General features: G+C 44.8%; 16 protein-coding genes. 7 read left to right on the plus strand and 9 right to left on the minus strand.

Features of this window, described 5'->3' with window-relative positions:
* Positions 1-162: 162 nt before the first annotated feature.
* The gene (radC, locus tag F6K46_RS30255) at positions 163-894 is read right to left on the minus strand and encodes a DNA repair protein RadC (protein WP_293064653.1); all 732 of its coding nucleotides are present in this window, start codon (positions 892-894) and stop codon (positions 163-165) included.
* Between the two features lie 615 nt (positions 895-1,509).
* Between radC and F6K46_RS30260 the strand changes: the two genes are divergently transcribed.
* A complete protein-coding gene (locus tag F6K46_RS30260; RefSeq protein ID WP_293117657.1) occupies positions 1,510-4,791 on the plus strand; it encodes a hypothetical protein in 3,282 nt (1,093 codons plus the stop codon).
* Position 4,792: 1 nt separating this feature from the next.
* Here the strand turns inward: F6K46_RS30260 and F6K46_RS30265 are convergent, their stop codons facing one another.
* The 4 genes from F6K46_RS30265 to F6K46_RS30280 all read right to left on the minus strand — a co-directional run bounded on the left by F6K46_RS30265 (position 4,793) and on the right by F6K46_RS30280 (position 9,175).
* Positions 4,793-5,197 carry a hypothetical protein gene (locus F6K46_RS30265; RefSeq protein ID WP_293064659.1) on the minus strand — a complete coding sequence of 135 codons (405 nt, stop codon included), beginning with the start codon at positions 5,195-5,197 and terminating at the stop codon, positions 4,793-4,795.
* 26 nt (positions 5,198-5,223) lie between these two features.
* Positions 5,224-6,225, minus strand: coding sequence for a protein translocase subunit SecF (secF, locus tag F6K46_RS30270; protein ID WP_293064662.1), 1,002 nt, complete (start codon positions 6,223-6,225; stop codon positions 5,224-5,226).
* Positions 6,226-6,572: 347 nt separating this feature from the next.
* The gene (secD, locus tag F6K46_RS30275) at positions 6,573-7,967 is read right to left on the minus strand and encodes a protein translocase subunit SecD (protein WP_293064664.1); all 1,395 of its coding nucleotides are present in this window, start codon (positions 7,965-7,967) and stop codon (positions 6,573-6,575) included.
* Positions 7,968-8,191: 224 nt separating this feature from the next.
* Positions 8,192-9,175: an alpha-ketoacid dehydrogenase subunit beta gene (locus F6K46_RS30280; RefSeq protein WP_293064666.1), complete on the minus strand. Its 984-nt coding sequence runs from the start codon at positions 9,173-9,175 to the stop codon at positions 8,192-8,194.
* A gap of 406 nt (positions 9,176-9,581) precedes the next feature.
* Here F6K46_RS30280 and dnaK point away from each other — a divergent pair, with 406 nt between their 5' ends.
* The 3 genes from dnaK to F6K46_RS30295 all read left to right on the plus strand — a co-directional run bounded on the left by dnaK (position 9,582) and on the right by F6K46_RS30295 (position 12,978).
* Positions 9,582-11,597 carry a molecular chaperone DnaK gene (dnaK, locus tag F6K46_RS30285; RefSeq protein ID WP_293064668.1) on the plus strand — a complete coding sequence of 672 codons (2,016 nt, stop codon included), beginning with the start codon at positions 9,582-9,584 and terminating at the stop codon, positions 11,595-11,597.
* 178 nt (positions 11,598-11,775) lie between these two features.
* Entirely contained in the window at positions 11,776-11,919 is a 144-nt protein-coding gene (locus F6K46_RS30290) for a hypothetical protein (protein ID WP_293064671.1), read from the plus strand.
* Positions 11,920-11,931: 12 nt separating this feature from the next.
* A complete protein-coding gene (locus F6K46_RS30295; protein ID WP_293064696.1) occupies positions 11,932-12,978 on the plus strand; it encodes a DnaJ C-terminal domain-containing protein in 1,047 nt (348 codons plus the stop codon).
* Positions 12,979-13,034: 56 nt separating this feature from the next.
* Here the strand turns inward: F6K46_RS30295 and F6K46_RS30300 are convergent, their stop codons facing one another.
* Both F6K46_RS30300 and dapB read right to left on the minus strand, forming a co-directional pair.
* A complete protein-coding gene (locus F6K46_RS30300; RefSeq protein WP_293064674.1) occupies positions 13,035-13,733 on the minus strand; it encodes a phosphate ABC transporter permease in 699 nt (232 codons plus the stop codon).
* Positions 13,734-13,892: 159 nt separating this feature from the next.
* Positions 13,893-14,720: a 4-hydroxy-tetrahydrodipicolinate reductase gene (gene dapB / locus F6K46_RS30305; RefSeq protein WP_293064676.1), complete on the minus strand. Its 828-nt coding sequence runs from the start codon at positions 14,718-14,720 to the stop codon at positions 13,893-13,895.
* Positions 14,721-15,104: 384 nt separating this feature from the next.
* Here dapB and F6K46_RS30310 point away from each other — a divergent pair, with 384 nt between their 5' ends.
* Positions 15,105-15,431: an STAS domain-containing protein gene (locus F6K46_RS30310; RefSeq protein WP_075906346.1), complete on the plus strand. Its 327-nt coding sequence runs from the start codon at positions 15,105-15,107 to the stop codon at positions 15,429-15,431.
* Between the two features lie 541 nt (positions 15,432-15,972).
* Here F6K46_RS30310 and F6K46_RS30315 read toward each other — a convergent pair.
* Positions 15,973-17,118: a SpoIIE family protein phosphatase gene (locus tag F6K46_RS30315; protein WP_070394275.1), complete on the minus strand. Its 1,146-nt coding sequence runs from the start codon at positions 17,116-17,118 to the stop codon at positions 15,973-15,975.
* Between the two features lie 569 nt (positions 17,119-17,687).
* Here F6K46_RS30315 and F6K46_RS30320 point away from each other — a divergent pair.
* Positions 17,688-18,182, plus strand: a complete 495-nt coding sequence (locus tag F6K46_RS30320; protein WP_293064688.1) for an ATP-binding protein — start codon at positions 17,688-17,690, stop codon at positions 18,180-18,182.
* Between the two features lie 424 nt (positions 18,183-18,606).
* Entirely contained in the window at positions 18,607-18,810 is a 204-nt protein-coding gene (locus F6K46_RS30325; protein WP_293064691.1) for a hypothetical protein, read from the plus strand.
* Positions 18,811-18,866: 56 nt separating this feature from the next.
* Here F6K46_RS30325 and F6K46_RS30330 read toward each other — a convergent pair whose 3' ends face one another.
* On the minus strand, positions 18,867-20,252 hold the full coding sequence (locus F6K46_RS30330; protein WP_293064693.1) for a cytochrome P450: 1,386 nt from the start codon (positions 20,250-20,252) through the stop codon (positions 18,867-18,869).
* Positions 20,253-20,543 lie beyond the last annotated feature (291 nt).

Here is a 20,543-nt window from a genome sequence, read left to right on the forward strand (position 1 = left end):
ATGAAAACCCTATATAAGGTACCTAATGACAAAGGACTTCAGACACGAGGAGCCGTATGTGGTGAAAGTCACAAGTACGGTTTTGAAGACGAGTTGGAGAGGGCGACCTCCCAGCTTAGTTTAACGGTGAGGGAACCCTTCCGTGTCTACCACAGCTAAACGTCAATCCTCCTGGGGATACTCATCCCACAGTTTGGTTACTTGTCGTATGCTCTGGTAATTACCATTGCCAACAATCAAGTGATCCAATACCGGAATACATAAAAGTTGACCTACCTGTAATAACCGTTCCGTTAGAGTAATATCTTGAAAACTTGGGTCAACACTGCCAGTGGGATGATTGTGAGCTACAATTACCTGTGTTGCTCCCTGACGCAGCACTTCTCGGAAAATATCCCGGGGATTAGCAATGGTTTCTGTTGCGGTACCAACAGTAATAATCTGAGTACCCAACAAATGATTTTTAACATCGAGTAGCAACACAGCAAATTTTTCATGATTTTGCCACATTAAGTCATGACTCAAAGACGCTGCTGCTGAAGCTGGACTATCAATGATTACACCTTCTGTTGGTCGAGACAGAAATGCCCGTTTTCCCAGCTCCACTGCTGCTAAAATCGTTGTGGCTTTCGCTAGTCCAACACCATGAATTTGGGTCAATTCTTGAGCTTTAATATTCCGCAACACAGCCATTGGGTCTCGTTGGTCTTTAGCAAGTTCCTGTAAAATCAACTGTCCCAAACCCATGGCAGAAAGCTTACCTTTGCCTTGACCTGTACCTAAAAGAATTGCTAGCAGTTCCGCTGTCGCCAGATTTTTAGCTCCTAGAGCAACTAATCGCTCACGAGGACGTTCACTGATCGGAATATCAGCAATTCTCAGGCAATATGTCATAGATGTACACTGACTAAGACTGAAGGGATTTATTTTTAGTTATCCCGTTTTGACCTAAGAAAGCTAGATTCCATTGGCAATATCCTGATTATCCCAATAATCGAGATGGGGAGATGGGGAGATGGGGAGATGGGGAGATGGGGAGATGGGGAGATGGGGAGATGGGGAGATGGGGAGATGGAGAAATTAGGTGTAAACAAACACAGATGACTAGCACAATTTCATAATACTGTCGTGCCAAATTGGCAATTTTGCAAAATCTTTACATAACTGATTTTATTTAGTGCATAAGTATTTGAATAAAACCATGAAGGTTGAGTGGTGGATTGTCTAGGAAGGTTATCCCTTGAGTAGCGGACTTTTCAGCAACAGCAATTAGCTAGCAACAAGGAAAAATCCATAAATTCTAATTATATTGACTGACTTAATACCTCAAACGGCGTAGTAGCTATGTTACAGTAATTAATTATTTACCATCAACATATAAAGATTTATGCTAGACTGCCTCAGAATTAAGTAAAATTTTGATAAATTTATCACAATCCTCGTCCCAATCACTAGGATTAACTGAGATGATGGCAAATCGAAAGCATATAGACATCTACCAACTTAACTATGTCAAATCAAGTATTTAATCTTTCAAACCTTAACGGCAGAATTGGGTTCTCTATTAATGGTGTTACCTTAGGTGACCGCTCCGGCTACTCAGTGAGCAGCGCCGGAGATATCAACGGTGATGGCAATGCTGACTTGATTATCGGAGCCCCAGGGGCAGATCCCAATGGCCTTTTTTCAGGTACAAGCTATGTAGTCTTCGGTGGTCCAGGTGTCGGTGCTAGTGGTAGCATCGAACTCGCTGACCTAGACGGTACTAACGGTTTTGTTATTGCCGGTCTTAATTCAACTGGATTCTTAGGCTTCTCCGTTAGCAGTGGTGGAGATATCAATAGTGATGGTACGAATGACCTAGTAGTAAGTGCTCCCGGTGCTGGTGCCAACAACAATGGCGTGAGCTATGTGATATTTGGCGGTCCCACTGTCGGCTCTACTGGTACCGTAGATCTCTCATCTGGCTTCGCTATCAATGGTGTCGATACTGCATTTTCTGGTTATTCCATCAGCAATTTAGGGGACGTTAACGGCGATGGTAAAGATGACCTCTTGATTGGTGCTCCTCATGCCTTGTTACCGTTACCTAATTTTCCTCCCGGTAGTAATCCTGGCGAAGCTTATGTGGTATTTGGGGGTACAGTAACTCCTGGCATTAGCCTAGTCCTTAATAGTAATGTTCCTGTTCCAGGAAACCTGGCAGGTTTTTCAGTCAGTAGTGCTGGGGATATCAATGGTGATGGCATCAACGATTTCGCTATCGGTGCTCCTGGTAGTAATTTTTTAACTAACAACAGTTCTGCTGGCAAAACTTATGTAGTCTTCGGTGGTGCGACTCTTAGTGCCACTGAAACCCTAGACCTCTCATCAATATCCTCCGACCCCACCACTGGCTTCGTCATTAATGGTATTGATCAAAGTCCCACCCTTGATCGCGGTGACAGTGCAGGCTGGTCGGTGAGTGATGCTGGGGATGTCAATGGTGATGGTGTTAGTGACTTAATCATTGGGGCTCCCTTTGTTGACGCTGGTGACCAGACTGATGTTGGTGAGGCTTACGTAATCTTTGGCGGCACAGATGTTGCTGGTACAGGGAACTTAGACCTTGCCAGCCTCGACGGTACCAACGGCTTTGCCATCACAGGGATTGAAGCGAATGGTCTCCTGGGCTCGTCAGTTAGTTATGCTGGGGATCTCAACTATGATGGGTATGCTGATGTTGCTATTGGAGCTGAAGGTGCAGGCAAAGTTTATGTGCTATTCGGCAGTGAAGAGTTGGGAACTACTGGCAGTGTAGACCTTTCTACCCTAGACGGGGAAAATGGCTTAGTTATCGAAGGTACTGACTCCCTAGGCTTCTCAGTCAGTAAAGCAAAAGACGTTAATAGTGATCACATTGATGACCTAATTATCGGCGCACCTGGTCTTGAGCTGAGTACATCCAATGGCAACACTTCAGGGACTAGCTATGTCCTATTCGGTAATCATGCTCCCGTGATAGACCTCAATGGTGTATCGGTCACAGATACCAAGACTGATTCAGATACCACTACTGATTCAGATACCACGACTGATTCAGATACCACGACTGATTCAGATACAGACACTGATTCAGATACCACGACTGATTCAGATACCAAGACTGATTCAGATACCACTACTGATTCAGATACCACGACTGATTCAGATACAGACACTGATTCAGATACCACGACTGATTCAGATACAGACACTGATTCAGATACCACGACTGATTCAGATACCACGACTGATTCAGATACCACGACTGATTCAGATACAGACACTGATTCAGATACCACGACTGATTCAGATACAGACACTGATTCAGATACCACGACTGATTCAGATACAGACACTGATTCAGATACCACGACTGATTCAGATACCACGACTGATTCAGATACCACGACTGATTCAGATACAGACACTGATTCAGATACCACGACTGATTCAGATACAGACACTGATTCAGATACCACGACTGATTCAGATACAGACACTGATTCAGATACCACGACTGATTCAGATACCACGACTGATTCAGATACCACGACTGATTCAGATACCACGACTGATTCAGATACCACGACTGATTCAGATACCACGACTGATTCAGATACCACGACTGATTCAGATACCACGACTGATTCAGATACCACGACTGATTCAGATACCACGACTGATTCAGATACCACGACTGATTCAGATACCACTACTGATACTGATCCAGCACCCGAGCCAATTATTGCAGCTGCCCCAGCTATTCCAGCTGCTGCCCCAGATCCAGATACCGAAGGCATTGATGCTACTATCACATTTACCGGTAATCAGCTGGCACTGTTCCCAGATAACAAATTGACTCTGAGTGATGGTAAGAACACCACTCTGGTTGGCGCAAAAGTAACAATTGCTAATCTGCTCAATCCCACAGAGGAACTGCTTACTGTTGACAACACTGATACTGATATAACGGTTAGCTTCGATGCGGACAATGGTATCCTGACCTTAGATGGGGTAGATACCATCCAAAATTACCAGCAAGTCCTCAACACCCTAGAGTATGAAAACACATCTGGTGTGACTGATGCCTCTGGTCGCATTATCCAGTTTGTGGTTGATGATGGTTTAGCTTTCAACAACGTAAGTGAGGTAGCTACTCTGATTACCATCCAAGATAATGACTCGACGGTAATTGGTACTTTCCAGGATGATACTTTGCTTGGGGGTAATGGCAACGATAGCCTAGAAGGGAGCTCAGGCGATGACTTACTCGACGGTGGAGCTGGTAATGATAGCCTGGTTGGAGGAGATAACTCAGACACCCTACTCGGTGGTGACGGTAATGACGTCCTTGATGGTGGGACTAATGGCGACTTCCTCGATGGTGGAGCTGGTAATGATAACTTGTCTGGGGGAGAAAACTCAGACACCTTGATCGGTGGTGAGGGTAATGACTCGCTGTTTGGTGGTAACAGTGATGATATCTTAGAAGGCGGATTAGGGAATGATATCTTATCTGGCGAAGGCGGTATTGACACCTATGTCTTGAACCCTGGTGAGGGAACAGATACTGTGTTTGGTTTTGAAGATGGAATCGATATGTTCAAGTTAGGTGGAGATCTGACCTTTGCTCAGCTGGCAATTGCTGGTAGCGGTGGGGCGACTACTATTACTGCCAATGGCGAAGTCTTAGCACAGGTGTTCGGGGTATCCGCAAGTCAGCTCACAGCGGCAGATTTTATTGTTGATCAGGATGTAATCGTTTAATTCAAGAGCCGCACACCCACTTCCAGAGTGGGTGTGTTGGGCCTTGTTGACAAATCCGCTGTACTTGTTGCTCCAGACGTTTCTGTTCTAAGGGTGGTAATCCAAATAAAATATTGCGACTTTGCCAAACTAAGACGGCTAAGGTTGTGCCAATACAGATAGCTAAACCTAGTGCAGGCACATGGTTGTAGATAATACTATACCGGAGTGCTGCCCAGGTAAAATGCGATCGCATCAGGGAAATTTCATACTGCCAAGCCCACAGGCTTAATGGAGCAACAGTTATCCAGAGAATGCCTACGAAAATCCACCTACCATAAACAGTTAATTGATGTAATCGTTTTACCCTGGCCTGAAGGATTGGGTCAAGGGTAATTTTTCGTCTTGGGCTATCTGGTTGCTCCATAATTAGAAGACTATTGAAAATGATAACTAAACTTCATCAGAAAATTCTGCTTCAATCACTGAAGTCCCCTCCTTTTCGGGATTAACTGCAACCTCGACTACAGACTGAGCTTTACCAGTGCGCTCTCTCCACCAAGCTAAGAGGGTACTGGCAATAAAAATACTGGAGTAAGACCCTGCTGTAAAACCAATAATTAGTGCTAAGGCAAAGAATTTTAGGGTTTCTCCCCCGAACAGCAAGATTGCTAACAGGGGTAGCAAGGTAGTTAAGGTGGTATTGATGGAGCGGGTTAAGGTTTGATTAACAGCATCCTCTACAATTTGATTGATATGTTGACCTGGCTTGAGTTTAATTACTTCTCGCACCCGGTCGTAAATCACCACAGTATCATTAACAGAAAAACCAATAATTGTCAATAGGGCAACCACAAATAAGGTATCGACTTCTACCCCTAGCACTAAACCTAGGATAGAGAAAAGACCAATGGCGATTAAGACATCGTGGAACAGGGCAACGAAAGCGAATAGGCCATAATCAAACTCGAATCGGAAGGTAAGGTAGACAAAGATGCCCACAAAGGCCATAAACAAAGCGATTAAGCCAGAAATAAACAGTTGCCTGCCCAAGGTGGGACCAACGGTGTCAATCTGAGTAGATTTGGGATCGAAAACACCAAGACGCTCGGTTAGGGCAGTTTGCAACTGGGTGCGTTGTTCAACATCTAATGTTTTAGTCCGAATTGTCAGGGCTTGTTTTTCTTCCCCTAGTATTTGGATACTGCTATTGCCAAGACCTTGTGCTGTCATGACGTCTCGCACCATAGCCAAATCGATGGGTTGGTCACAGTTTCCGGGTTGAGTACAGTCTCTCTCTAGTTGTAGGCGGGTACCACCAACAAAATCGAGACCTAACCGTAAAGGGGCTCCTAGTTGGATAAAAGAAATCACCATGGCAATGATACCGACCGTAATCAGGGCGGTTGAGATGCTCCACCAAAGCGATCGCGTTTTAATTACATTAAGTTTCATATTGACTTTTCTATTAGTAAATCCTTATATAGCAAAGGGAGTAGGGAGTAGGGAGTAGGGAGTAGGGAGTAGCGAGTAGGTAACAAAATTCTCAAAATTAATTTAGTTTTGCGATAAAGTAGGAATTATGAAATCGTTTTGTTGATGGAACCGGAGCATGGTCAAGTAATCACTTTATCCACAACTTTATCCACAACTTTATCCACAACTAGGATGAAGGATGAAATAGGTTTTTTAGTTGAACCGGATCATGGTCAACTAAACGCTTTATCCAAACCCTTGAATTACACTTCCTACTTCCTAGTTTCTACTTATTAGTTCCTACTTCCTAGTTCCTACTTTCTCAATTATTGGGTTGGTAAATTAGGGCAGAAGAGTTCTGGTTTCTGACGTACCCCTGGAAGTCCTAAAACTGTTACGAGCATCAGGGTGCGACTACAGGTTACGGCGGTAAACATACTGATTCCTACCCCAATGCCTAGGGTTACGGCAAAGCCTTTCACTAGACCTGAGCCTAGCCAAAACAGTACTGCACAGGCGATTAATGTGGTCACAGTTGCATCCAAAATACTAGAAAAGGCTCGGTAAAACCCTGACTCTACTGAGCGATACAAGGTCTTACCAGCACGTAATTCTTCCCGTGTCCGCTCAAAAATCAGCACATTGGCATCAACTGCCATACCGATACTAAGGATAAAACCAGCAATTCCGGGTAGGGTTAAGGTAACACCTAAGAAGGCAAATGCTGCGATGGTGAGTAAAGCGTAGATACTCAGAGCAATATTAGCAATGATGCCAGGCAGTCGGTAATAGACCACCATAAAGATTAATACTAAAATAAGACCAACTACAGCAGCATAGATACTACGTTGAATACTATCTCGTCCTAAGGTTGCCCCTACGGTGCGATTCTCCACGATTTCTACTGGCAAAGGTAAGGAACCTCCCCGCAGCTGGGCAGCAAATTCATAGGCACTTTCGGCATCAAAGTTACCGGTAATCACTGCTGCACCACCACTGATGCCATTTTCAGCATATTGCGCTGCCACACTCGGAGCACTAATTAGTAAATTGTCGAGGAAAATACCAATGCTGCGTCCTGTACCGGCAATGTTCTTGGTCAGCTCGGCAAACTTTTGAGCTCCCTCACTATCAAATCGAATAGCCACTTCCCAAGCACCACCAGTTTGAAGAGGTTGGGGACGAGCATCTTGGAGGTTTTTGCCAGTCAGACCAGTGCTTTCAAATAGTTCAAGGATGGCTTGGTTACTACGATTGATAGCAGCTTGATTTTCTGCGATCGCATCTCCATCACCACTGTTGCGTAATACCTCTTGGTTTAATTGTAGTTCTTGTAGCACTTGCTGTTCAACCCGCAGCTGTGCGTCTGTACCAATGTTTTGCTTGAGAAAATCCAGCTGTGCTGTTCCCCCTAGTACCCGTTCCGCTTGTTGCGGGTCATTGACACCAGGTAGCTGTACTAAAAGCTGGTCTTTGCCAACGGTTTGGACTACCGACTCAGAAACCCCTAGGGCATTGACTCGACCTTCTATAACGGTTTTAACTGCGTCTAATTGCTCAGCCGTGATTTCGGTAATCTCTTCGGTAGTGTTAATCTGAATTGTGAGTTGAGCCCCTCCCTGCAAGTCCAGTCCTAACCGGATTGGAAATTGCACCAGTAATATAATTGCTGTAATTACAAGTACTATGATTAAGGCTAATAGTGAACGCTGTTTTTGCATAACTACGACCCGCCGCAACAAATGCTATGATAATCTGTTTTGGCGAGTCTAGTAACTGAGAAAATATAAAGTCTAAAGTCTGAACTCTGAACTCTGAACTCTGAACTCTCAAGGCTGGAGGCTTAAATATTCCATGGATTGGCTACCTAGCAATCGGAATCTTTTTAACCTCCAGCATCTACCAATCAGTAACGCCCCCTGCATGGCTTTTGCCAAGCTTTAAATTAAATCCGCAAAGCCATCATCTTTTTCACACCCTCGACAATCTGATGGGGTTGGACAATGGTGAGATTTTCCAGAGTCCCGTTGTAGGGAGTGGGAATATCTTGGGATGAAAGCCTAAGCACTGGTGCATCGAGTTCATCAAACCAGCGCTCGTTAATCGATGCTGTTAATTCTGCTCCAATGCCACCGGTTTTCATGCACTCTTCTACAATAATGACTCGGTGGGTTTTGGCGAGTGAAGCACCAATGGTTTCAAAGTCTAGAGGCTTTAGGGAAATCAGGTCAATTACCTCCGGATCATACCCCTCTTTTTCCAGCTGCTTAGCCGCTTGCATGGCGTGGTGACGCATCCGGGAGTAGGTAAGAATGGTAACATCTTTCCCAGGGCGTACAACATCAGCTTTATCAAGGGGTACTAAGTACTCCTGGTCTGGCAGATTTTCTTTGAGATTGTAGAGCAGGACGTGTTCAAAGAACAGTACTGGGTTATCATCTCGAATGGCAGATTTCAGCAACCCTTTTCCATTGTAGGGAGTAGAGCAAGCAACGATTTTGAGACCAGGAACTGCCTGAAAGTAGGCTTCTAGACGCTGGGAGTGTTCGGCACCTAACTGACGTCCGACACCACCAGGGCCTCTAACCACCATCGGGATTTTAAAATTACCACCAGAGGTATAGCGCAGCATCCCAGCATTGTTGGAAATTTGGTTGAATGCCAGGAGTAAAAACCCCATATTCATGCCTTCGACAATTGGTCGTAAACCTGTCATTGCTGCACCCACAGCTAGACCAGTAAAGCTATTTTCGGCAATGGGGGTATCCAGAAGCCGCAAGTCACCGTATTTTTTATACAGATCTTTGGTAACTTTGTAGGAACCACCGTAGTGACCAACATCTTCACCGATTACAAATACTGTCTCATCCCGTGCCATTTCTTCGTCTATGGCTTCACGCAGAGCATTAAAGAATAGTGTTTCTGCCATTAATAATTCAATATAGGGGGCTACTGTGATCGTAGCATTGCCAGAGCCATCGGATAAGGCACAGGGAAGTTTACCAGAGGTAAGTCGGGCAGATGGAAGCCTTAATCAATAGTTTGTTGAAGCTAATTCACTCTATCGTCCCGTTTGCTAACATAATCTCTATTATGATAGGATGCTTATTTTAAAATTCTGCTCAATTTGAGCATAACTCAAGGGATAGAATAGATTCAGCACTTCGGGGCATCCCTTAACATAACTGCAACCGTCAGAGGTCTAGGGTGACTACGCTTCGGAAAACCGAACCACTGGCTATATACAATTTTAATCAAAATATCATCTATATATATAGTAGTTGTAATTCATTGAACGAGTTGACAGCATTCATCTTGAGGAGAATAAAGGACGCATGGGCAAGGTAGTCGGCATTGACCTGGGTACAACAAACTCCGTGGTGGCTGTCATCGAAGGCGGTAAGCCGGTGGTAATTGCTAATGCGGAAGGTATGCGCACAACTCCGTCAATGGTTGGCTTTAGTAAGGATGGGGAAAGGGTTGTAGGACAATTGGCACGCCGCCAAGCTGTGCTTAATCCCCAAAATACTTTCTATGGGGTGAAGCGGTATATTGGACGTAAGTATGCTGAACTGAATCCAGAGTCGAAGCGGGTTGCTTATACTATTCGCCGGGATGAAAGTGGTAATGTGAGAATTAAGTGCCCCCGCTTGAAAAAAGACTTTGCCCCAGAGGAAATTTCTGCGATGATCCTGCGGAAGTTGGCGGATGAGGCCAGCCGCTACCTGGGAGAGGAGGTAACAGGGACAGTAATAACAGTCCCGGCTTACTTTAATGATTCTCAACGGCAAGCCACACGAGATGCTGGACGAATTGCTGGGTTAGAGGTTCTGCGGATTCTTAATGAACCAACAGCAGCGTCTTTGGCTTATGGCTTGGATCTAGAGGCAAGCCAAACCATCCTAGTATTTGATTTGGGTGGGGGTACCTTTGATGTCTCCATCCTAGAGGTGGGGGATGGGGTGTGTGAAGTCCTATCCACCAGTGGTGATACTCAACTGGGGGGCAATGATTTTGATCGAAAAATTGTTGACTGGTTGGCAGAGCAATTTTTGGAATCAGAGGGAATTGATCTGCGACGCGATCGCCAAGCCTTACAACGGCTGACTGAAGCTGCAGAAAAAGCTAAGATCGAGCTGTCTGGGGTGGGTGTAACTGATATTAATTTGCCCTTTATTACAGCTACAGAAGATGGTCCAAAACACCTAGAAACTAGGCTGAAGCGCTCTCAGTTTGAAGAGCTATGTGTGGATCTAGTTAGTCGTTTGCGCAGACCCCTAAAACGAGCTTTCAAAGATGCTGGCTTAACTCCTATGGACATTGATGAAGTGATCTTGGTAGGAGGGGGAACCCGCACCCCGATGGTACAACAATTGGTGCGCAGCTTAATCGATCGGGAACCGAATCAGAACGTTAATCCTGATGAGGTAGTGGCAGTAGGAGCTGCAATTCAAGGAGGAATTCTCAACAGTGAAGTAAAAGATATCCTATTGCTGGATGTAACCCCGTTGTCCTTGGGTTTGGAAACTATTGGTGGGGTGATGAAAAAGTTAATCCCCCGGAACACGACTATCCCAGTCCGGCGGTCTGATATTTTTTCGACGTCCCAAAATAATCAGACTTTGGTGGAAATCCATGTCCTGCAAGGGGAACGGGATATGGCAACAGATAATAAGTCTTTGGGTCGGTTTAAGTTGACTGGTATCCCCCCAGCACCACGGGGAGTGCCCCAAATTCAGGTGGCTTTTGATATTGATGCCAATGGTATTTTGCAGGTATTGGCACTGGATAAAACTACTGGTAGAGAACAAAGCATTACCATTCAAGGGGCTTCTACCCTGAGTGAGGCAGAAGTCAATAAAATGATTCGTGAGGCAGAAGAATATGCTGAGATTGACCGGGAACGACGGGAACGAGTAGAGAAGCGCAATCGGGCAGAAAGTTTGGCTAATGAAGCGGAACGGCAACTGAGGGAGGTAGCTCTAGATTTTGGTAGACAGTTTGCTAGTGGTTATCGGCGTCAGATTGAAGGCTTAATTCAGGAGATGCGTCAATCCGTTGCCCAAAATGATGACCGGGCTATTGATCGGACTCAAGGTGATCTACAAGATGCCCTCTATGAGCTCAAGCGAGAGGTACGGCTGCAATATGAGGACGAAGAGGATGATGACTTCTTTGGGTCAATTCGTCGCACCTTCACCGGAGATAGTGACACAGACCGATATTCTGAACGGGATTACCGCCGGGATTCCTATGACTCCTATGGGGCTAGTTCATCGAGATCCACTCGCGATCGCTATCGCAGAAACCCCCTTGAAAATGATTGGGATGAGGATGATGATTGGTTCTAAATTAGTCAGTAGTTAGTTGTCAGTAGTCAGTAGCCACAACTAATTAGCAATTAGTCTTTAGGTAAAAGCCAACTCGGCTGTTCGCTTCAAAAAATACTGACAATTGACGATTAATCAAGAATAGATCAAAAAAGCGATGCAGCGCCTTAATATGGGGGTTTACACGGGGCTTACAGCGATGCAGCGCGGCCAAAGGGGGTTTCCCCCAATCGCGCTTTGCATGGCTGACAGGTGCGGACGCAGGTTCCGCACACAGACCCAAAACCATGAGGGAATGCATCAAGACCAAGACACTGACAATGGACTAATGACCAATGACTAATGACTAATGACTATGCAAAACTATCGAGATTACTATGAAATGTTGGGTGTACCGACAGAGGCATCCAGCGAGGAAATTAAAAAAGCTTATCGGCGGTTAGCTCGACAGTATCACCCTGACCTGAATCCTGGAGATAAGACAGCAGAAGACAAGTTCAAGGATATTGGTGAGGCATATGAAGTTCTCTCTGACCCGAATAGGCGATCGCAGTACGACCAATTCAGCCGATATTGGCAGAAGAAGAAATTTGGTAGAAAAGCGGCTAAAGCTGCTACTTTGATTAAAAATGTAGGCTGGAACGGCAATGGTCGTGGTTCAGCCCAAGGAGAGGATTATGGCAATTACCGGGACTTTAACACCTTCGTTGATCAACTACTCGGACGTCGCTCTACTAGAAAGGCAACATCAACCCCACCTCCAGGGACTCGGGTAAGTTCCGATAGTGCGTTTCGACCAGGGAAAACTAAAACAGCCTACACGGTTAGTTCTCGTCTGAGACCTCAACCGAAATCCCAGCCTCAGCCTCAACCTTATCCCAAACCTCAACCTCAAGATATTGACGCTCGATTAACCCTACCTTTGGAAAAAGCCTATAAAGGGGGTCGAGAGCGAATTCGCCTAGAAGATGGACGGGGTTTAGAAATTGAGCTACCTGCTGGGATGGTAACCGGTGCCCTGGTGCGGCTCCAAGGTCAAGGTATTGATGGTGGATGTTTAAATTTAAAAATCACTGTGTCACCTCATGCCTTCTTTAAATTAGAGGAATTTGATGTGATTTGTGTAGTACCAGTAACACCTGCTGAAGCAGTATTAGGTGACTTAATAGAAGTTCCCACCTTGGATGGTAGAGTGCAAATTAATGTTCCTAGTGGGGTGAGGTCAGGACAAAAATTGCGCTTGGCCAATAAGGGTTATCCCAATCAAGAGGGGGGACGAGGGGATCAGGTAGTAGAAATTCAGATTGTTGTGCCCACCGAAGTCACTGAGGAGGTCAGAGAACTCTACGAAAAACTACGGCAAATTGAGAATTTTAATCCTCGCCAGGATTTACTGGTCTAGGAAAAAGGCTGACATCCAAGCATCTCAACCATGACCGTTAATGGTTAAGTTAATGGTTAATAGGACCTTCGACGCCTAGAACTACGGGGACGTTGTCTGGAATAAGAGCGCTCTTGATTCCTCAACTTACGACTAACTTGGACAAAGACATCTCGTTGCAGGTAAGGATAGTCATTTACCCAAATGTCTAAGCTAGGAATATAAATATCACTGGTCTGGGCAATCTTGCCTAAGTCAGGCTGATTGGACATGACCAACATCTGAGCAATTTGTCCAGGTGAAATATTTTTGTGGAGGCTTTGAAGGGGAACTTGCAGCTGACTCATAAATCCAGTTTCATCTTCCACTTCTACATTTAACCGTCTCTCCCGGTGTTCCACAATTACCAACTCACCCCGCTGATTGACTTGTTCTTCTGTACCAATCAACTCCTCCGTTACAAATACATCCTCGATTCGGCCTTGCCAGAAGCCGCTATAGCCATATCGGCGCATCTTCAGGTTCCGCATACTTGCCCAATATACAGGCGACCACAACCAGTAAAGCCCTGCAGTGATCTCGAATAACACGCGGAAGGGAGCAAAACCTGAACCAAGAATCAAAGCTAAAATTAAAATCACCACGACTGCGATTAGAGAAATTAACAGTCGCCTTAAAAAATCTCGAAACTTACCCCAGTAGTAGCGATACTGGAGTCCCGTGGCTAGGACGGGAACGATTTGTTCAAACTTCTCGCGAGTGATGGGAATTAGCATGGGTTTTGTACTTAGTTCTTAGTCCTTAGTCTTTAGTTACTTAGTATTTAGTGTTTAGTATTTAGATTTCTTGTGATTGATCTCAATTTTGACAAATCACCAATGACTAATGACTAATGACTAATGACTAATGACTAATGACTAATGACCAATAACTGGTTACAAGATTTTCTCTAACCCATATAGTAGACCCTTGAGCTGGGTAACTTTGCGAATCGCGAGTAGTACTCCTGGCATATAGCAGGAACGGTCGCTGGTGTCGTGACGTAGGGTGTAGATTTGACCAGGGGCACCAAAGATGACTTCTTGGTGAGCAATTAAGCCAGGTAAACGCACGCTATGAATCCGAATGTTGTCTTCTGCAATGCTTCCCCTGGCACCTTTTAGTTTTTCGGTTTCTTCCACCATGGCCGGATTATAGGTTTTACCGGCTCCAGCCATGCGTTGGGCAGTTTGAATGGCAGTACCGCTGGGAGCGTCGGCTTTTTGGTTGTGGTGGAGTTCGATGATTTCTACGTGGTCAAAGTATTGAGAAGCTTGCACAGCTGCTTGTTGCAGTAATGCCATACCAATGGAGAAGTTGGGGATAATTAGGCAGCCAGTGCTGGATTTTTCAGCAAATTCCGAGAGGTCTTTGATTTGCTCGGCACTAAGACCAGTGGTGCCAACTACGGGGCGGACACCGTATGCGATCGCAGTTCGGATGTTGTCGTATATGCTGTCAGGGTGGGTAAAGTCTACCATCACCCCTTGGGTTTTTTCTTGGGTAGCCAGAACTAGATTGGCTTGCAGGTCATTAACAATGGGAATTTCAACTGGTTCGCACCCGGCTACTTCTCCGGCGTCTTGACCTAGATACTTAGGATTGGTATCGATGGCACCGATTAGGGTTATGTCTTGGGCTTGAGATACAGCCTTAATCACCTCTCGACCCATTTTTCCGGCGGCACCGTTTACGACTACTGGAATGGGATTTGAATTGGACATGGTTTCAGGATAGTTTGGGGCTCTGCCAAGGCAATTTTAATCTATATTGCGTCATCTATATTGGGAGTTTTCGTGGGAGTGGGGTTAGGGGATGGAACCGTGAAGACCCGAGCGGACACTAAGGATACCACTAAGGGTAGATGGGTTAAAATCTTGCTTGTTGTTATAAGCCCCCGTTATAAGCCCCCAAATTTATCCCAAATTCAAGTTTACTATGCTCTTTATCGGTGAGGCTAATCCTGAAAGAAACGATTAGTGCTGTAGTACTAGGTTAAGTCGTGAGTCAGCTAAATGGTTATTGTCCAACCCAAGTCTGGCTGAAATTATTTGTCACGGCTATACTAGCAAAGTCAGTATATGTTTGTAACTAGCTTAATTTGGTATATGAGTAGTGCTGTTAAAGTCGTTCAACCCACAGGCATTCTAGATGGTACACAAGCTGCCGAGTTTCGTCAAGAGGTTAGTGAGCTGGTGGACTCTGGAGCAGATATTATTTTGATTGATTTTAAAGATGTTACTTTTATGGATAGTTCGGGTTTGGGAGCGTTGGTACTTGCTCTTAAAACGGTTCGTGCTGCTGAGAGCAAGATGTATATCTGCTCAGTTAATGAGCAAATCAAAATGTTATTTGACCTGACCAGCATGGACAGAGTATTTGAAATCTTTTCTACACGAGAAGATTTTGAAAGCGAGGTGCTTTCTACAAGATAATTCCAGGGAAGTCTATAGGGCGATCGCCGTTGGGCGTAGCCCTTTCCAAATCCTAGATTTTCTTTTAAGCTGTTGCCCATTTAAGGATATTATTCAGTTATAAAAAAAACTCAAACCCTATTCCGTGCTCCCCTGCTCCCCTGTTGTCATAACAAATTTAAATGAAGAGCAGCTTAGGGAAGGTAGGAAGATGTTTTAGGGAAATTTCCTAAAGCTTGATGAATTCGACACAACCAACTATGCTCCGATTGAAGACTCAGCAGCTTCAAGTCATAAGCTTCGAGTCATAATAATTAATTTTTCAGTAATTTTACCGAAAAATTGGCAAAAAATTGGCTATCAATTGGCGAAAGAATCCACCAATCGTTTTTTATACTCCCACTAACCTGGCTGAATTATTCTGATGATTTACTGCCTTTAAGTCTCCTGTCTTCTCTTTAAAAGCTGCCAATTTTTGACATTGCCCATTGCCCATGGACCCGATGCTAAGCAAACGGCCCACGCTAGGGAAACTGAGGTTGATTAGCCCAGAACGAGCTGTTCATACAAAATTGATTTCTAGTAACGATAAATCATCATCAAAATAGTGTTTAGGGTTCACGGCTTGCAGAGATTTCAAAATCAAATCTAAGTGACAAGCACCATTGTGATTTTGCTTACACTCTGCCAGCAATCTGATGAAGGGCTCAAGCCCCCAAACGTTCCCATTGGATTGGTCAATCTCGTAAATGCCATCGCTGAATATATATAGGGTGCTCGATTCAGTAATTTCACAGCATTGATCAATATAATCGGCATCTGGGAACATACCAACAGGTAAGCCAGGCGTTTTTAGACGTTGTACTTCCATCAAGGAACCATGGGTCTGAGCAATTAATATTGCGGGTGGATGTCCTGCACTAGCATAGACCAGTTGACGCTTGACCTGGTTATATACCCCATACCAGACCGTGAAGTACTTATCATTTCGCTCAGTAATCTGGAAGGTTTGGTTCAACCCTCGTAGAACATCACTCGGTTGATAGTAGTTAATCGACTTTAGAGCCCGCGACCTGAGTAAATTTAGCACTGAAAGTGTGGGCAAGGCAGCTCGTAAGCCATGTCCAGCAGCATCCAGCAGATAAATTGCTAAATGCTCTGAGTCTAGCCAATAATAGTCAAAGCCATCACCCCCCAGTTTCCGGGACGGAATAAATCGGGTGTCAATGGTCACCGATGGTTTGCTCATCCGGTCTGGAAGAATCGAACTAACATACTCTGCTGCCTCTGCTAATTCTCCCTCCAACAACTGCTTTTGGTGCTGCAAATCATGACTGAGTTGGTGTAACCTCAAGCCAGCCCTGACTCGTGCGTTCAACTCTGCTATTTCGATCGGCTTACACAGAAAGTCATCTGCTCCAGCATCTAACCCCTCTACCCGGTCTTCAATGGAATTTCGAGATGTCACCAGAATAAATATGGTGGTTGAGAGTCCCGGTGTTGCCTTGAGTTGACGACAGACATCCAATCCATTCATACCGGGCATAATCCAATCGCAAATGACTAGGGCTGGACGTAACTTTTGTACCTGCACCAAACCTTCTTCGCCGTTGCTAGCTACAGCTACCTCATAACCCTGGTGGCAAAGGGTCCGTTTCAGTAACATTTGCATGGCTGGATCATCATCAATAATCAGAATTTGGTTCATAGCACTGAGGTTTTAGAAATTACTTTAGGATTTATCAATACACTGACTTACAATGAGGACAGCCAGTAGATTCTGACCGGCTGAATTTCACGAAACCTTGATCGCGTAGCGTGACGTTCCGTCAATCAGACCCCAAGACAAGTTAGACTGAGTTACTTTTATTGATGGCATTCCCTATTGGCGTACCGGATTTATTTGTTATAACTTTTGTGTATTGCACCGGTTCCGGTTTCTTCCCCCTTTTATAAATCTCCATCAATTATTGCTATTTTGGTCAACATTATATAGGGCAATACCCCCTAGAGGGCAAGACCCCCTGGCTTGATAGAAAACGGAAAAAGAAACCCCATTTGCCCCAATGGTTTTCCCAGTGCTTCTGGCAAAGCTTCTGGAAAAAATTTTCTTTGAAGGCATTGAGTATTAGTCCATGGTAGAGGGAGATATAAATCTAGGTTAAACTGGATTCCTTGATCTTAGAGTACCCTTTGGAGAGAATCAGGCTTCAATGTGGTTGATGTATGTGGTTGATGTATGTGGTTGATGTAAAAGATTTTGAGGAATTGAAAAAATTGAAAACATCTATCCAAAAATTTCCTAGCGACCTTAAGGCGTTAGAAAAGGCTTTGGGATGGTTTGACCAGTTCAAACCATCGTCTGTTCGCCAAAAAGTCTGGTTGCAGTGCCAATTAGCTCTCGCTGAAGGATTTACCAATGCTGTTCGCCATGCTCACAAAGATTTGCCAGAAGACGTTTCCATTAAGCTCGAACTTACTTTATTCCCCCAGCGCTTAGAGTTACGCATCTGGGATCAAGGCCCTCCCTTTGATTTAGAACAGCGGCTTATAGACCTCAAGCAGGAAATGAACCCTCAATCTGGTGGTGGACGTGGCATCGCTATACTACACAAAATCGCTGATCATCTCAGCTATACCCGTACCGATGACAACCGGAACTGTTTGTTAATTGTGAAGTGTTATCAGGAATTGGGAAAGAGGGATTTAAAAACTTTTTGTAAAGAAAATGTTAAGGAGTCTCGATTACCAATTGTCAGACCGATGGAGTAGGATAATGAGATGGGTGACCTAAGTGGCTGAAACTCGCTTTGCTGTGCTAGTTAGACTTTTGTTGACATTTATTTAGACTCAGCACAAAATAACACAAAATCTTTAATATTCTGAGTAATTCACTATTTTGTTTGGCAACACCATCATTAAACTCCTTGGGGACTCCCGTTATACCCGTGTTAAGCAGCGTCTGGCACTGCCAGTAAGGGTTAGCGGCAGACGGGGCGTATAAAGTGCTGACCCAGGTGACCCACACAGCTCCTTGGGAATTGGAGACTGGATCTGTTGCGCTTCTTGATAATCTTTGCTTTGATAAAGAAATATTAATAATGCACTTAGTGGTGCCGGTTTGCGCGCAAGCTGAAAAGCCGCTGCATTAAGCGTAGACCAGAAAACAAGTAAGCTCAATGATTTGATCTGCTGAGTGATTAGGCTGTTTGGTTCAGCCGTTAAGAGTTTTGTACTATTAAGAATACAAGCTCCTTTGGAGCCGCTACGCGAACGCTATAATCCCGTTCTGGAGCGCGATGGGAGTATCAAACCGGGTTTGGAAGAGTATGTTCGCAAAATGCGATCGCATTTTGCGGCCTTTTTCGGTGACCTTACTGGCGGCAAAGACTCTCGGTGATCACCGATAACTGTTTCTGTTGCTATGGGACAATTACTGGGAAAATTACTTTGATCCTAAATAGAATTTACGGTAGCAGGCTTTGGTGAATCCTTCGCAACACGTTGACCTGTCATCACCATCGGAACTCCATTTTCCGGAGCAATCGCGAATCCACGACGAGCTGGTTTAATGATTTTGTCTTGTGCTAGGGCTAAGTGATAATTAGACAATACCTTAGCCAAAACCAGTTTCATTTCCAACATCGCCAAAGCAGCACCAATACAGCGTCGGTTTCCACCACCAAAGGGAAAATACTCATAAGCAGAGTATTGACGCTCAAGGAATCGTTCTGGTTTAAACTGATCGGAGTCTGGATAGAGGTCTTCTCGACGATGGGTTAAATAGGGACAGGCAAAAAGGGTAGTATTGGCCTGATAGTGGTGACCCATAATAGTAATTGGGGCTGTGGTAATGCGGGCGAAGATCACAAACGCCACTGGGTAAATCCGCAGGGTTTCGTAGGCTACTGCTGTGAGATAGGGCAGTTGGGCAATGGCCATCGGGTCGGGATTATCCCCTAAGCTATCAATTTCCTCTAGCAGTTTTTGGCGCACTGTCGGTAATCGATGAATCCAGTAAAATGCCCAAGCTAAAGCGGTTGCAGTAGTCTCATGACCTGCAAATAAGAGAGTCATCAACTGATCTTTTAACTCCTGATCACTCATCAACTCACCATTTTCATCCCGAGCAGACATCATTAAACTGAGAATGTCATTGCCCATATGCTCGGGTTGCTCTCGGCGCTGATTAATCTCTTCCTGAAGGAGGTTATAAATTTGCTGCCTACGCCGCACCATCTTGCCCCAAGGACTCCAAGCCCCTAAATCTCGTTGCAGGAACTTAAAAAACAGCATACTAGAGCGCAGGGGGGAAGCTGTCATATCTAGCATCGCTGCCAGCAGTAGCTTGAGTTTTTGGTAACGGGTACCCTCACCTAGACCGAAAACCCCCTGCATGATTACCTCGATGGTAATGTCTTGCATGGCAGTACGGGCAGTAAAGGCTTGACCGATTACCCACTGACTCGCTACTTGCTGGGTAATATCACAAATCAATTGACTGTAGGAATGGATTCGTTGCCCATGAAAGGGAGGAATCAAGAGTTTACGCTGCCGCTGGTGGGGTTGACCATCGAGTAAAGTCATTGAGGTTTCCCCCAGCAAGGGTCGTAGCAGCTTATTTCGTTCACCAGACTTAAACTGGCTAGGAGGAGCGCTCAAGACTTCCTGAATTGCTTGGGGGTGGCTGAGGATGACTAACGGTCCCAAACCACTTAGCCGTATGGTAAATGTATCTCCATAGCGTTCTACACACTGATCCAAATACTTCAGAGGGTCAGCAATCCAATAGATTAACTGTAACCACTCAGGGATTTGAGGACCTTCAGGCAATTTACTCACACTCGTTTTCCTCTGTTACTTTCTCAAGACAAATTCATGACCTAACCTAACTACCATATTGCAACAAAACCTTCGGTTAGCTCATTACTATCAGAAAAGCGCTTATTGACAAGCTATTAATAGGATTAAGGGTAATCAAAACTAGTCGATTAATCCTATTCTGTTATACCAATCCTAAATGATTTTGAAGAAAAATGAGATATCATGGAATATAAATTTACCACCATGTTCTCATGACTCTGGAAGAATTTATAGCTAGCAATCGAGACCCTAGAGAGCTAAAGCGAGCAA

Source organism: Moorena sp. SIO3E8 (genome assembly GCF_010692445.1).
Classification (GTDB): Bacteria; Cyanobacteriota; Cyanobacteriia; order Cyanobacteriales; family Coleofasciculaceae; genus Moorena; species Moorena bouillonii.

Excerpts from the sequence above, each read along its gene's own strand:
- secF (WP_293064662.1), bottom strand. The coding sequence starts at position 6,225 with ATGAAACTTAATGTAATTAAAACGCGATCGCTTTGGTGGAGCATCTCA.
- F6K46_RS30310 (WP_075906346.1), top strand. The coding sequence starts at position 15,105 with ATGAGTAGTGCTGTTAAAGTCGTTCAACCCACAGGCATTCTAGATGGT.
- F6K46_RS30290 (WP_293064671.1), top strand. The coding sequence starts at position 11,776 with ATGCAGCGCGGCCAAAGGGGGTTTCCCCCAATCGCGCTTTGCATGGCT.
- F6K46_RS30265 (WP_293064659.1), bottom strand. The coding sequence starts at position 5,197 with ATGGAGCAACCAGATAGCCCAAGACGAAAAATTACCCTTGACCCAATC.
- secD (WP_293064664.1), bottom strand. The coding sequence starts at position 7,967 with ATGCAAAAACAGCGTTCACTATTAGCCTTAATCATAGTACTTGTAATT.
- radC (WP_293064653.1), bottom strand. The coding sequence starts at position 894 with ATGACATATTGCCTGAGAATTGCTGATATTCCGATCAGTGAACGTCCT.
- F6K46_RS30300 (WP_293064674.1), bottom strand. The coding sequence starts at position 13,733 with ATGCTAATTCCCATCACTCGCGAGAAGTTTGAACAAATCGTTCCCGTC.
- F6K46_RS30260 (WP_293117657.1), top strand. The coding sequence starts at position 1,510 with ATGTCAAATCAAGTATTTAATCTTTCAAACCTTAACGGCAGAATTGGG.
- F6K46_RS30280 (WP_293064666.1), bottom strand. The coding sequence starts at position 9,175 with ATGGCAGAAACACTATTCTTTAATGCTCTGCGTGAAGCCATAGACGAA.
- dnaK (WP_293064668.1), top strand. The coding sequence starts at position 9,582 with ATGGGCAAGGTAGTCGGCATTGACCTGGGTACAACAAACTCCGTGGTG.
- F6K46_RS30315 (WP_070394275.1), bottom strand. The coding sequence starts at position 17,118 with ATGAACCAAATTCTGATTATTGATGATGATCCAGCCATGCAAATGTTA.
- dapB (WP_293064676.1), bottom strand. The coding sequence starts at position 14,720 with ATGTCCAATTCAAATCCCATTCCAGTAGTCGTAAACGGTGCCGCCGGA.
- F6K46_RS30295 (WP_293064696.1), top strand. The coding sequence starts at position 11,932 with ATGCAAAACTATCGAGATTACTATGAAATGTTGGGTGTACCGACAGAG.